This is a genomic window from Nostoc sp. (assembly GCF_036917355.1).
In the GTDB taxonomy this organism is placed as follows: domain Bacteria; phylum Cyanobacteriota; class Cyanobacteriia; order Cyanobacteriales; family Nostocaceae; genus Nostoc.
The window spans coordinates 1-13,454 of the sequence record NZ_JBALDP010000084.1 but is presented as its reverse complement, the minus strand read 5'-3'; the positions used below and the strand labels follow the sequence as shown (position 1 = coordinate 13,454).

11 protein-coding genes and 1 pseudogene are annotated in these 13,454 nt (G+C 42.1%); 7 read left to right on the top strand and 5 right to left on the bottom strand.

What is annotated here, in order from left to right:
• Positions 1 to 195: 195 nt before the first annotated feature.
• The 5 genes and pseudogenes from argC to V7K53_RS26600 all read right to left on the bottom strand — a co-directional run bounded on the left by argC (position 196) and on the right by V7K53_RS26600 (position 5,533).
• A complete protein-coding gene (gene argC / locus V7K53_RS26620) occupies positions 196 to 1,170 on the bottom strand; it encodes an N-acetyl-gamma-glutamyl-phosphate reductase (RefSeq protein WP_335200513.1) in 975 nt (324 codons plus the stop codon).
• A 312-nt stretch (positions 1,171 to 1,482) separates the two neighbouring features.
• A pseudogene (locus V7K53_RS26615) lies at positions 1,483 to 2,085 on the bottom strand (hypothetical protein).
• Between the two features lie 232 nt (positions 2,086 to 2,317).
• Positions 2,318 to 3,832, bottom strand: a complete 1,515-nt coding sequence (glpK, locus tag V7K53_RS26610; RefSeq protein WP_335200512.1) for a glycerol kinase GlpK — start codon at positions 3,830 to 3,832, stop codon at positions 2,318 to 2,320.
• A gap of 443 nt (positions 3,833 to 4,275) precedes the next feature.
• The gene (locus V7K53_RS26605) at positions 4,276 to 4,575 is read right to left on the bottom strand and encodes a 2Fe-2S iron-sulfur cluster-binding protein (RefSeq protein WP_335200511.1); all 300 of its coding nucleotides are present in this window, start codon (positions 4,573 to 4,575) and stop codon (positions 4,276 to 4,278) included.
• A 109-nt stretch (positions 4,576 to 4,684) separates the two neighbouring features.
• Positions 4,685 to 5,533 (bottom strand): uroporphyrinogen-III synthase, encoded by an 849-nt coding sequence (locus tag V7K53_RS26600; protein ID WP_335200510.1) that lies wholly within the window; start codon positions 5,531 to 5,533, stop codon positions 4,685 to 4,687.
• 379 nt (positions 5,534 to 5,912) lie between these two features.
• Here V7K53_RS26600 and V7K53_RS26595 point away from each other — a divergent pair, with 379 nt between their 5' ends.
• The 7 genes from V7K53_RS26595 to V7K53_RS26565 all read left to right on the top strand — a co-directional run bounded on the left by V7K53_RS26595 (position 5,913) and on the right by V7K53_RS26565 (position 13,448).
• On the top strand, positions 5,913 to 6,824 hold the full coding sequence (locus tag V7K53_RS26595; protein ID WP_335200509.1) for a S1C family serine protease: 912 nt from the start codon (positions 5,913 to 5,915) through the stop codon (positions 6,822 to 6,824).
• A gap of 331 nt (positions 6,825 to 7,155) precedes the next feature.
• Complete coding sequence (locus V7K53_RS26590; protein WP_335200508.1) at positions 7,156 to 7,992, top strand: S1C family serine protease; 837 nt, start codon at positions 7,156 to 7,158, stop codon at positions 7,990 to 7,992.
• The gene (locus V7K53_RS26585) at positions 7,989 to 8,621 is read left to right on the top strand and encodes a response regulator transcription factor (protein WP_335200507.1); all 633 of its coding nucleotides are present in this window, start codon (positions 7,989 to 7,991) and stop codon (positions 8,619 to 8,621) included. The genes V7K53_RS26590 and V7K53_RS26585 overlap by 4 nt, the downstream gene beginning before the upstream one ends.
• Before the next feature lie 239 nt (positions 8,622 to 8,860).
• A complete protein-coding gene (locus V7K53_RS26580) occupies positions 8,861 to 10,459 on the top strand; it encodes a Mu transposase C-terminal domain-containing protein (RefSeq protein WP_335200506.1) in 1,599 nt (532 codons plus the stop codon).
• 3 nt (positions 10,460 to 10,462) lie between these two features.
• Positions 10,463 to 11,317 (top strand): ATP-binding protein, encoded by an 855-nt coding sequence (locus V7K53_RS26575; protein WP_335200505.1) that lies wholly within the window; start codon positions 10,463 to 10,465, stop codon positions 11,315 to 11,317.
• On the top strand, positions 11,310 to 11,825 hold the full coding sequence (locus V7K53_RS26570; RefSeq protein ID WP_335200504.1) for a TniQ family protein: 516 nt from the start codon (positions 11,310 to 11,312) through the stop codon (positions 11,823 to 11,825). The genes V7K53_RS26575 and V7K53_RS26570 overlap by 8 nt, the downstream gene beginning before the upstream one ends.
• 303 nt (positions 11,826 to 12,128) lie before the next feature.
• A complete protein-coding gene (locus V7K53_RS26565; protein ID WP_335200503.1) occupies positions 12,129 to 13,448 on the top strand; it encodes a hypothetical protein in 1,320 nt (439 codons plus the stop codon).
• The last annotated feature ends 6 nt before the right edge of the window (positions 13,449 to 13,454 follow it).

The window sequence follows — 13,454 nt, the reverse complement described above, 5'->3', positions numbered from 1 at the left end:
TTTTTATTAGTAAATAAGATGCGTTTGCCCTGGCGGAGGGGCAGAGGGAAAAACTTACTATATGCAACTTCTCTTCGGTAACAGAGCGTAGCCGTACCACTTGCCTACGGCACGCTCCGCGAACGTGGAAGCAAGCTACGCGCAGCGTCTCGTAGAGAAGTGCTGCCCCCCTGCTCCCCACTCCTTAACCCTTTTTCATGACAATCCCAACTCTTCTGGAAAACCGAGCATGATGTTTAGGTTTTGGACTGCGGCTCCTGATGCGCCTTTACCCAGGTTGTCAAGACGAGCAACTAGCAAGACTTCTTTGGTGGTGTCATTGGCAAATACAAAAACCTGAACAATATTGGTATTATTTAGTGCCATTGCATCCAGAAATGTTCCGTCTCTCAGCAGTGTAGAATCTTGGAATGGAGCAACCTGCACGAATTTTTCACTTTGGTAGTAGTCAGCGATCGCTTGATGAATAATCTTACCTGATGGTGGATTATCCAAAGTTACCAGTGGTAAAGGTATCTGTACTAACATTCCCTGCTCAAAATCTCCCACGGCTGGTACGAATAGCGGCGGTGATGCTAACCCTGAATACTGATGCATTTCTTTGACGTGCTTATGCCCAAACTGCAAACCGTAGATGCCATAAGGGTAGAGTGATTCTGCTCCGGCTTGCTGTTCGTGTAAGGTATGATACTGTTTAATCAGATTCTTTCCGCCACCAGAGTAACCTGACACTGCATTAACGGTGATGGGAAAGTTACTGTTCAGGAGTCCTTTAGCAATTAATGGACGGATACAAGCTAAAAATCCTGTGGGATAACAGCCCGGATTGCTGACAAACTGGGCGCTGGCGATTTTCTCTCGCTGTCCTGGATTTAGTTCAGGGAAGCCATATACCCAGTCTTTAGCGGTACGATGGGCAGTGCTAGCATCAAGGATCTTAACCTTAGTATTACTGACTAAGCTAACAGCTTCACGGGCCGCATCATCAGGCAGGCAAAGAATGATAACATCAACAGCATTGATTAGTTTGGTTCGCTCATTTGCATCTTTACGTTTAGATGCTTCAATACTGACTAACTCGATGTCATCACGCTGATTGAGGCGTGAGTATATTTGTAAGCCTGTGGTTCCTGATTCCCCATCAATGAAAATCTTCGGTTTAGTAGTCATGCGCTTCTTATGCGTGAGTGATATTTTGACTGATTAATACTTACTTGACTTCTGCTAAATAGATATTTCCAGAAATTAAATATCTGTTATCCAGAACCCTTGTAGAGACTTAGTACACGTCACCGTAAAAGGGGTTCGGAAATATCGAGGGTTGACGTTGGGTTTCACTGCGTTCCACCCAACCTACGAATGATTAAATTTCATACTTTTTTGTGGTGGGCTGTACTTAGCACTGCTAGTCTCTATTTTTTCACTAGATGTCTATGAATTATAAAAATAAGAGTTATTTTAACGATCAATTTTGCAATGAAATTAACCTGCTTTCACCATCCACACCAAAAAGCTCAGGATTGATTCGATAGGAGGAAGGGAATAATCCATTAAATCAATTGTGACTGTTTGTCCCTCTAGTTTCAGAAATCGTCATTGGGTTCCACTGCTTACAGTACCGTAAACTGCTGTTAAGGGTTGTTCTTTTGCTTGATTGAATCGCTGTGCAGCTACCATTTCTGCAATGCATTGTCCCAATCGAGATTTTAAGTCTGATTTTTTCGCTTCAACAATGACAATTGCAGGTGCTTCCACTGTTAATTGTTCAGGTGAACGGCAAAGTAGGAAGTCACATACACCGTTGAGTCCAATACTCGCATCAACGTTAAACTCTTCTCCTGAAAATACGCTAATTGTGGAATTGAAGATGCGTCGCACTTCTAGCAAGATGGGATTAATTATTGCCTCTGAACGAGCTTTTTCTGTATCTACTGCAATTGCCCACGGTAAATCTTCTAAAATACCTTGCAGTCTAAAGCTTAGAGTAATGGGTTCAATGGAGTCTGGGAAAAAGCGGACTCCTTCAACAGTAATCAGATGAAAATCTTGTTTCACTCGGTCAATATTGAATTGACTGTAGGGCATGATAAATCAAAACTCCATCAATTTGCTTGATTGTAATAGTATTTGTTTCTTCGCCTTCCCCGTTTTAGATTAGATATGAATTTCGCTTTAACTCGTTTTTGGATTAGACCTCTTGCAAAAATATGTTTTTGCACTCTTAGGGAAAAGGGTAAAGGTTAAAGGGAAAGGATTTTGAGTTTCTTTACCCTTTCCCCCTTACCCTTTCCCCCGACTTTTGCAAGAAGTCTATTGATTACTCCTCCCAAGCTAGAGTACGTTTCACTGCTTTTTGCCAAGTACCAAATTTGGATAAGGGGAAATCACTCTTCGGCTCAAACACACGCTCAATTTGCCGTTGTTCCACGAGTGCTTCATAGCTCTCCCAAAATCCTACAGCTAAACCTGCTGCAAATGCTGCACCCTGAACGGTCGTATCGCGCATTCTCGGACGTTCAACTGGAATACCCAACACATCAGCTTGGAACTGCATCAAAAAATTATTCTCGCAAGCACCACCATCTACGGTTAATTGCTCAACTGGAGTAGTGCTAGATGCGTTAATTGCTTGCACCACCTCCAGAACTTGATAAGCGATCGCTTCCAAAACGGCGCGAACTAGATGCTCTGGTTGTACACTGGCGGTAATGCCGAAAAAAGCTCCCCTGGCACTCATATCCCAGTAGGGTGCGCCCAGTCCGCTAAATGCTGGCACAAAGTAGACTCCGCCATTATCTTTTACCTGATTGGCCATTGCTTCAGTTTCAGCAGCAGTTTTAATCAACTTCAGGCGATCGCGCAACCATTGAATACAAGCTCCACTAGTAAACATACTACCTTCAAGGGCATAGCCGACATCTAAAGTATCGCTGGTATTTGCTTGTGTCCATGCCACTGTCGAAATGAGTTGATGGTGCGAACGCACAATTTGATTACCTGTGTGAGCAACCAAAAAGCTACCAGTACCGTAAGTGCATTTCATCAAACCTGGGCGATCGCAGCCATGACCAAATAGAGCCGCTTGCTGATCTCCCAAGATGGCAGTAATGGGAATTTCAGCACCCAACAAAGTCGCATCAGTGACTCCAAATACTCCTAAACTCGGCTGAATCTGGGGCAAAATATGCGCCGGAATTTGAAACAGATCCAGTAAAATCTCATCCCACTCACAGGTTTTGAGATTCATCAACATTGTACGGCTGGCGTTGCTGTGGTCAGTGGCGTGGACTTTTCCACCTGTGAGATTCCACAACACCCAGCTATCAATAGTACCTGCTAAGACATTGTTCAGGTCAATATCAGTAACATGGTCTAATAGCCATCTGAGCTTAGTAGCAGAAAAGTAAGCATCAATGATTAATCCGGTGCGATCGTAAATTTCATCAGCGTAACCTTGCTCTTGTAATTGATGGCAAAGGGGAGCAGTGCGGCGATCTTGCCAGACGATCGCTTTATGGAGTGGTTTACCAGTAGTTTTGTCCCAAATCAAACAGGTTTCGCGCTGTACAGTTAATCCCAAAGCTGCGATCGCTGATGGTGTAATCTGGGCATTTGCAATTGCGGTTTTCATCACCCAACAGGTATCCTGCCAGATTTGTTGAGGGTCATGTTCTAACCATCCTGGCTGAGGATAATACTGAGTTAATTCTTTATATGCCTGCCCAACAATCTTGCCGTCTGCGTTAAATACAAAAGCGCGGTTGCCTGTCGTACCTAAATCCAGTGCTAAAATGTAGCCCAATGATGAAATTTTTGTGCCAAATGTGTGCATAGCTGCTTTGAATGCTGCGTAGGCGTAGCCCAACCTAGTACCGCAAGGCGGAATTAAAAATTAAAAATGAATACAGCGTAAGAGGTTGTTTGAAAAGTAGTATGTTGTGATTTTAATTGAATTATTACCCCCCTTATAAAGCTACGGTGTATGCACAACTCAAATTACCCTCCCTTATCTTTTCCCTTTTTTATCCAGACTTAGAGCAGTTGTAAATTTTGATTAATCTTTCAGACAATGCAAATTATCAAAATGTTGCTGCACATCTACACCCACTTGCGATCGCAGCTTAATTTCCTTTTAGGGTAACGTATACAATGAGGGCTGCTACCGCCACCAAGGAAGGCAGCAGCCTAATCAGCAGTATTTACACCCAGAGAAACGAGATTTGAAAAGGGTTTGGGCTTAAGTATGATACCAACGCCCTCAACCCTCACCCACTCTTAAGCGTTAAGCGCTTCCTCTTGATGGGTTTCGATAACGCAATCAGAAGTAGCGTAGGCAACGCAGGTGAGAACCCATCCCGCGTCCATTTGATCGTTGTCTAAGAAGTTCTGATCTGATTGGTCAACTGTACCTGAAATCAGCTTGCCGGTGCAGGTAGAGCAAGAACCAGCGTTACAGGAATAGGGCAAGTCCAGATTATATTCTTCGTTAGCGACCTCTAGGATGTACTCATCATCAGGGACTTCAATTACTTTTTCGCCATCTGGGGTACGCAATGTAACGTTGTAAGTTGCCATGTAAAAATTCCTAACTCAATATAAACTCCATTTTCGATACTACGGGTTTATGTGCAGCTAGTCTAGAGTGAAATATAGTTGATTACTCTACATCTTGAGACGCTTAGTTTTAACTGGAAGTAGGAGTAAAAAATGCTGCGATCGCTTCAGCAAATCCCTCAAATGAACTATAATCTCTAGCCACAATAGCGACATTCATACCCAACTTTTGGGCATTAGCAGTTGTATAAGGGCCGAAACATGCAATAACACAATGTTCGTAATTGCTTTGTGAGTTGACCATTGTCAAAAAGCTTTCTACTTCCGCCGTGCTACTAAAGGCAATTACATCAATAATTCCTTCACGCATCAGGTTTAATTCCATACCGTAGATAGTTTTATCTAAGCCCTGCGTAATATATGTGGGTACGCGAGTTACTTCTATGCCCAATTGTTGCAAATCTGTAATTAAATTGGGTACAACATCAGGCTCAGGCAAACCAACAACTTCTGGAGCCGGGATCAGCACTTTTTTCTCGTGAATTTGCGGAAGTTTTGCTAATTCAGCCACAATTCCGGCTGGGCTAGATTCTGTTGGAATTAAATCCACCTTGCCACAAAAAGACAATAAGCTTTCGGCATCTTTTCCTAAAGCACATAAGTGACATTTCTGTACCACAGATATAGGAATATTTAAATCATTCATGCGGTGAAAAAATGCAGCGATCCCATTTCTACTTGTAAAGACAATCCAATCAAATTCGTTTATATCGGCTAAAGCGTCATCTAACTGAGTGTAGTTTGATAAATAGCAGGTTTCGATGGTAGGCATGAAAACAGGTAAACCACCTTTTTTGATAATTTGTTCGGATAACCTATAAGCATAATTTCTCGGTGCTGTTACTAAAATTCTCTTGCCATAGAGAGGTAAGTTTCTCGATGGAGTCAACAGGTTAATTTCTCTTGATTCGGTGTGCATTTGTTTGTCGAAACAGAATTCAGGAGTCAGGTGGTCGCCGAGCGCAGTCGTAGTAAAGAATTCATGCTGAATTCTTTACTACGACTAGAGTGAGCGCTCACCGCTCACTTAGCCGTCGTAAGCTGAATAATATAGCGCAATACAGATGTAGAAACGCGATTTATCGCGTCTTGAAAGACCAATTATCTACACCAATAACCAACCGTATTGGAACATAGCAGTTCTCACTTGAGTGAAGTACAAGAATTTAGCAATGCCAAAAAGCTGATGCAAATCCTAGCCATTTTTCTAGGATGAATTACTCCCCATTTTTCCGATGTCATCTGTGTGGAGAAAACGGCACGATCTGAACATCTAAAAACATTTGCACAAAAATCTTATGTCTTCATTACTGGCTTTGTCCAACAGTTTAGCTGACACCGTAGAAGAAGCTGGAAGTGCTGTGGTTGCGGTGAATGGGGGTACACGTGTTTCTCCAAGCGGCATTCACTGGCGTAATGGCATCATTGTTACCTCTGATGAGTGCCTTCAGCGCTATGACGATATCACCATCACCTTATCAAATGGTAGTACTGCACCAGTAACACTTGTCGGTCATGACTCTAGCACCGATATAGCTGTTTTTAAACTAGAAAATGCAGAAATACCTGTGGCAAAAGTTGGCGATGCTAAAACGCTCAAAGTTAGTCATCTCGTGCTAGGACTGGCAAGAGGTGGCGAAGGTGACTTAAGGGCAGCTATGGGTGCAGTGAGTGTGGTTAGCGGTGCTTGGCGGAGTATGAATGGCGGAAATATTGACCAATTTATCCGCCCAGATATCACCCTTTACTCTGGCTTTGCGGGCGGGCCGCTAGTAGATGCGGCGGGTTTTGTGGTAGGCATGAATACATCGGGGCGGCGTGGTACTGCTCTGACAATTCCCACTGCGACAGTCGATCGCGTAGTTGAGCAATTAGTAGCAAAAGGACGCATTTCTAAGGGCTACTTGGGTGTGGGAATGCAACCTGTACGTTTACCAAAAAACCTGAAAACTGCTCTGAATTTAAGTTCGGCAACTGGGGTAATTGTTGTCAATGTTGAGGCTGCGGGGCCTGCTGACAATGCAGGTGTGCTGCTTGGCGATGTTTTGGTAACATTCGATGGCGTAACTGTGGGCGATACAGGTGATGTGTTAGCGCTGCTCAATAGTAGCGATCGCATTGGTAAAGCTGTCAACGTGCAAGTTGTCCGGGGTGGAGTCTTAATTGAGTTAGCGATCGCAGTTGGCGAACGACCTACAAAGGAAGAATAATGCCAATTTAGGATCGGTTTAATTAGCTCTGTCAAGATTTATCTAAATCTTCTATTCATTTGAGCTTTTGAACTCGAAACTTTGACCTCTGAACACGGAACTTTGACCTTTTTGCTCGAATGTTGAGCTTTTGAACTGGGAACTTCGACCTTTTTGCTCGAATGTTGAGCTTTTGAACTGGGAACTTCGACCTTTTTGCTCGAATGTTGAGCTTCTGAACTGGGAACTTCGAACTTTTTGCTCGAATGTTGAGCTTCTGAACTTGGAACTTCGAACTTTTTGCTTGAACGTTTGACTGATTTTACTTTGACACGTTTAAAAACTGTATAACATGGCAAACACAACATTGACTAACATCGCTGCTGAATTGACAGAGGTAGCTGCTAAACTACGCCTACGCACTGTCAAAGTAAAAAGCGGCTCTCTGGGAGTCGGTTCTGGTGTCATTTGGCAACCTGACGGATTAATTATCACTAATGCTCATGTGGCAACCAGCAACCACGCAACTGTGGAATTGGCAGACGGAAGGGTATTTGATGCAGTGCGTACCCAATTCGATCCACAGCAGGATTTAGCAGCTCTGAAAATTGTTGCCACTGATTTAACTGCTGCAACTATCGGCAATTCTGATGCGCTACGAGTGGGTGAATTAGTCTTAGCAGTAGGTAATCCCTTTGCTGACAGTGGCGCTGTGACAACTGGAATTATCTATGCAAATAATTCACGAGCAGTTATGGCTGATTTGCGGCTGTATCCTGGTAATTCTGGAGGGCCACTTGCCGATTGTCAAGGACTTGTCGTGGGAATTAACACCATGATTGTTAATGGTTTGGCTGTGGCAGTTCCCAGCAACACCGTTGAGCGTTTTTTACAGGGAAATAGTCGTCCGCAGCTGGGAGTTACACTGCAACCTGTGCTTTTAAGTAGGCGTAGCTTGGGTTTATTGGTGTTGTCAATTCTACCTAACAGTGCGGCAGAAAATGCTGGTGTACAAATCGGCGATGTTTTAATTGGAGTTTCGGGGCGATTATTCACTAGCATGAATGACTTAAGCAAATATCTTCATGAAAGTAAAGGATCTGTGCCGGTACAACTCCTACGGGGTAGACAGCAAGTCGTGATTTATGTACCCGTGCAGTCCGATCAAACTGCTGTGGAGGCGACATGATCCGGGTGATGGTGGTTGCTACTTCCCCTGTAGTGCGAGCAGGGTTATCAGCTGTGGTGACAACCAATCCTCGGTTGACGGTTGTGGGGAGTGCATCCGATTTGGATGTATTGGCGAGTGAAGTTGGGCAATTACAGCCGGATGTAGTGCTGGTAGATTTGAGCGGTAATTTTCAACAATCGGTATGGGAAAAATTGCTGGTTATTCAAGAACAGCAATACCCACTAGGAACGATCGTCATTGTTGAAGAACTCGACAGCATCGACTTAGAGACAGCGTTACGTTCTGGTATCCGGGGGATATTGCCCAGTACTAGTACAGAGTCAGAAATTGTCGCGGCTGTGGAAGCGATCACTTTTGGTTTGCTGGTGCTACACCCGAATGCTGTAGAATTACTATCTATCCGCGAAAAAGTGGTAACGAATCCTGTACAAAGCTTGACACCACGGGAGATAGAGGTTTTAGGAATGCTTGGATCGGGGTTGGGAAATAAAGCGATCGCAAAACGTTTACATATTTCTGAACATACCGTCAAATTTCATCTTTCATCCATTTTTCAAAAGCTCAGTGTCTCTAGTCGCACCGAGGCTGTTGCTGTGGGTGTGCGACTGGGTTTGATTTTGCTTTAATCTTTAGACTTCTTGGCATTGTGGGGAAAAGGGTAAGGGGTAAAGGGGATGGCACTAAGAAAAGGTACAGCCCCTGCTGTACATTCGCAGATTATATGTCGCGATTTGCAGATGTGTCGCAACCGATTTAAATAATTGAAACCTTTATCCTGTAAGGATTATAAACTATTTAATTACATAGAAAATAAATTTGCTGAATTCGTATTTTCTATGTCGTAAATCCTAGATTATCAAATTAAATGTCGTTACAATGCTCAGATAAGGGAAAACATCGAGTCAGCGAAGACTGGCAAGAATTTATCAAAGCAATTTATGAAGAAAGTATTAAAAACAAACATCCAATTTCGGCAGCATCTATAGTTCGCGAAGTGAAACGATACGCGAGCGTTGAGCTTAAGCTGAAACCAGGAGATTATCCTCATCAAGCTACTGTTTATAGGATTTTAGATCCTTTAATTGCACAACATAAACAGAAGACAAAAGTCAGAAATCCGGGTTCGGGATCTTGGATGACAGTTGTAACAAAAGATGGACAGCTACTGAAGGCTGACTTTAGTAACCAAATTATTCAATGCGACCATACCAAACTGGATATTCGCATAGTTGATAGTAATGGTAATTTATTGTCTGACCGTCCTTGGCTAACTACTGTTGTGGATACTTTTTCAAGCTGTGTTGTTGGTTTCCACTTATGGATCAAACAACCAGGTTCTACAGAGGTGGCTTTAGCCTTAAGACATGCTATTTTGCCCAAGAACTATCCTGAAAATTATCAGCTAAATAAAGTTTGGGAAATATGCAGGACTCCTTTTCAATATTTTTTTACTGATGGTGGAAAAGATTTGGGATCAAAACATCTAAAAGCCATTGGTAAGAAACTAGGATTTAAGTGTGAACTACGCGATCGCCCTCCCGAAGGTGGTATTGTAGAACGAATTTTTCAAACCATTAATACTCAAGTTCTCAAAGATTTACCTGGTTATACAGGGGCAAATGTTCAGGAACGCCCCAAAAATGCAGAGAAAGAAGCCTGTTTGACAATACAGGATTTGGATAAAATTCTCACTAGTTTCTTTTGTGAGATTTATAACCACGAGCTTTATCCTAAAAATCTTCCCGATAAAGCTCTCGATACGAGATTTAAACGCTGGTTCAAGGGAATGGGAGAAAAACTACCTGAGCCTTTGGATGAGCGAGAATTGGATATCTGTTTAATGAAAGAAGCGCAACGAGTTGTTCAAGCTCATGGCTCTATACAGTTTGAGAACCTTATTTATCGAGGAGAATTACTCAAGATATATAAAGGTGAATATGTGACGCTGAGATATGATCCCGATCATATCCTGACTTTATATGTTTACAGTTGCGAAACTGATGATAATTTAGAAGATTTCTTAGGCTATGCTCATGCCATCAACATGGATACTCATGACCTGAGTTTAGAAGAATTAAAAGCCCTGAATAGACAGCGCAGTAAAGCTCGTAAGGAGCATTTTAATTATGATACTTTATTAGCACTAGGTAAACGCAAGGAACTTGTAGAAGAGCGCAAACAAGACAAGAAGGAAAAAAGAAGAGCAGAGCAAAAACGTTTACGTTCTACATCTAAGAAAAGCTCAAATCTTATTGAATTACGCAAAAGTAGGGCTTCCAAATCTTTAAGGAAGGAAGAAAATCAGGAAGTTTTACCTGAAAGAGTTTGCAGGGAAGAAATTAAAGTTGAGAAGATAGAACCACAAGCTCAGGAAAATATTTCAACACAAACTAATACTCAAGAAGAGCAGAGACATAAGTTAGTAGTCTCTAACCGTCAAAAAAACTTGAAAAAGATTTGGTAAATTATGGCGCGATCGCAACTTGCAACCCAATCCTTTGTTGAAGTCCTAGCCCCAAAGTTAGACCGGAATGATCAAATTGCTAAAACTAGTGATATTGAGGAACTTTTCAGAAGTTGTTTTATCACAACTGACCGGGCTTCGGAATGCTTCAGATGGTTAGATGAACTGCGTCTCCTCAAACAATGTGGTCGAATCATTGGCCCAAGAGATGTTGGTAAAAGTCGAGCATCGCTTCACTATCGAAATGAGGATAAAAAACGAGTTTCCTATGTAAAATCTTGGTCAGCATCGAGTTCTAAACGTCTATTTTCACAAATACTGAAGGATATTAACCATGCTGCACCAACAGGTAAGCGACAAGACTTACGTCCAAGATTAGCTGGTAGTCTGGAGCTATTTGGGCTAGAAATTGTGATTATTGATAATGCTGAAAATCTTCAAAAAGAGGCGCTTTTAGACTTAAAGCAACTTTTTGAAGAATCTAATATTCCTATTGTCTTAGTTGGAGGTAAGGAATTAGACGATATCTTGCAAGATTGTGATTTATTGACAGTTTTTCCAACACTGTATGAGTTTGAACGTCTGGAATATGAAGATTTTAAGAAGACATTAAGTACAATAGAATTGGATATTTTATCTCTTCCAGAAGCGTCTAATTTAGCTGAAGGAACTATATTTGAAATTTTAGCGCTTAGTACAAGTGCGCGAATGGGGCTTCTAGTAAAGATACTTACAAAGGCAGTTTTACATTCTCTAAAAAATGGATTTAGCAGAGTTGATGAAAGCATTTTAGAAAAAATTGCTAGTCATTATGGCAGAAAATACGTTCCCCTCGAAAACAAGAAGAGGAATGAATGAAGATGATGAAATTCTTGCAAAACTAGGCTATGTTGAACCATACGAAGGAGAGAGCATTAGTCATTATTTGGGGCGTTTGCGTCGATTTAAGGCTAACAGCTTGCCTTCAGGATACTCTTTAGGAAAAATTGCTGGTCTTGGTGCTGTTACGGGACGTTGGGAAAAACTGTACTTTAACCCATTTCCTACTCGACAAGAGTTAGAGGCTTTGGCATCTCTGGTAGGAGTTAATGCAGATAGATTAGCCGAGATGCTACCGCCCAATGGAGTGACGATGAAGCCTAGACCAATTCGGTTATGTGCTGCTTGTTATGCAGAAGTACCTTGTCACAGAATTGAGTGGCAGTATAAGGATAAATTTAAATGCGATCGCCACCAGTTGGGTTTTTTAACCAAATGTACTAACTGCGAGACACCTTTCTCAATTCCCTCAGATTGGGTAAAAAGTGAATGCCCTCATTGTTCTCTGTCTTTTGCAAAGATGGCAAAGCGTCAAAAGATTTATTGACCTCTAGATGTCTAAAAAAAATATATGTCTATGAAACAAATAGAGTAGTATTTGTCACCCAGACACGGCAGAATTCTAGAGATAAAATTGCAATAAAGTAAAATCCGTCTTGAGAACAAGGTTTAGGGAAAATTGGACTGGTCTAGCTTCAATCTTCATGGCGATGCTCCTCAACGTGCTTTTGAATCTCTAACAGGAATAATTTTCGAGCGATGGTGTCACCGTGAATATGCTTCACAGGTTAGGCAGGTGATATTTGTTAATGGGGCTTGAGGAGATGGCGGCGTTGAAGCGTATGCTCAGTTGAATAATGGGGATATCATTGGATTACAGGCAAAATGGTTTAGAGAACCACTTGAATCTTCTCAAATTAGTCAGATTAAAGGTTCACTCAGCACAGCTGCGACTCAAAGGAGTGGGTTAGTAAGATACGTAGTTGTTGTTCCTCGTGACTTGAGTGATGTCAGAAGAATTCGTAAAAACGGACAAAATGTTGACACTGAACGCGATCGCTGGAATAAATTTATAACTTTTGCTAAGACAACTCATCCAGGGATCACTGTTGATTTGTGGGATGAAACTCGGATTGCTTCTCTACTAGCCGAACTGGGCAGTGAAGGATTGCGTCGCTATTGGTTTGAAGGCTCAGTTACTGACCTAGAGTACATTGGTATGAAGTTCAACCAAGCTCAAAATGGTTGGCTGAGTAACCGATATACCCCTGATTTACATCAATCTGGCCAAATAGAGCAGGATTTGAAGATTCGATTGAATGGCCCTGGCATTTATCCTGGGTGGCTAGAAGGCGTTAGGCAAATGCGTAATCTTCTAGAAGATGCACACATTGCAACAAATCGCTTGAGACGCTACCCAGAATTTATGGAGCAAGTAGATGCAGAAATTCTGATTAAAGTTGCTCAAAGCTGGTTGATAGAAGCGATCGCAGAGCAAGTAAAGTTAGAAAATTGTCTTTGTCCAGGTAACTTATTCCCAGTTACCGATTTTGGGACTGAATGTGATCCTAGTGGTGCTGTGGGTTTGCATAATTTAATTAACGTACTCCTGCCTGAAGAAAAAAAGGGATCGCGAGAAAACGCAGTTGAACCCATTGGGAAACAACTACAGAAGTTGCTTGAACGTTGGTATGAGCGGAAAATTACCCCTCGAAAATTGCAGGATTGGGGGCAGCCAGTCATATATATTGGTGATCCTGGTGTTGGGAAAACTCATGCTTTGGCAGAAGAAGTACGACAACATCTAGCCCAGAAAAAACCTGCTGTGTTAATTAGAGCTAGAGATGTTGAGTTAGCACAAAGTTGGGAATCAATACTGGCAAATGCAATTGGTCAGCCTGGGTGGAATCTACGGCAAGTTCTTGATGCTCTTGAATCGGCAGCAATTCAATCTGAAGTTCGTTCCGTTGCCAACGCTGTTGATATATCAAAACGTTTGCCAGTTCGAGTGTTGATTGCAGTAGATGGTTTAGATGAGACAACTAGAGCAGAACGTTGGGCAGAGAAACTTGGGGAACTAGCCCGGATTTCTCACAAAGAGATAAAAAAAGGGGGTCAAAAACTGCGAAAATGTATATATGATAAGCATTTCAGCAGTTATAAAGCATGACCCCGA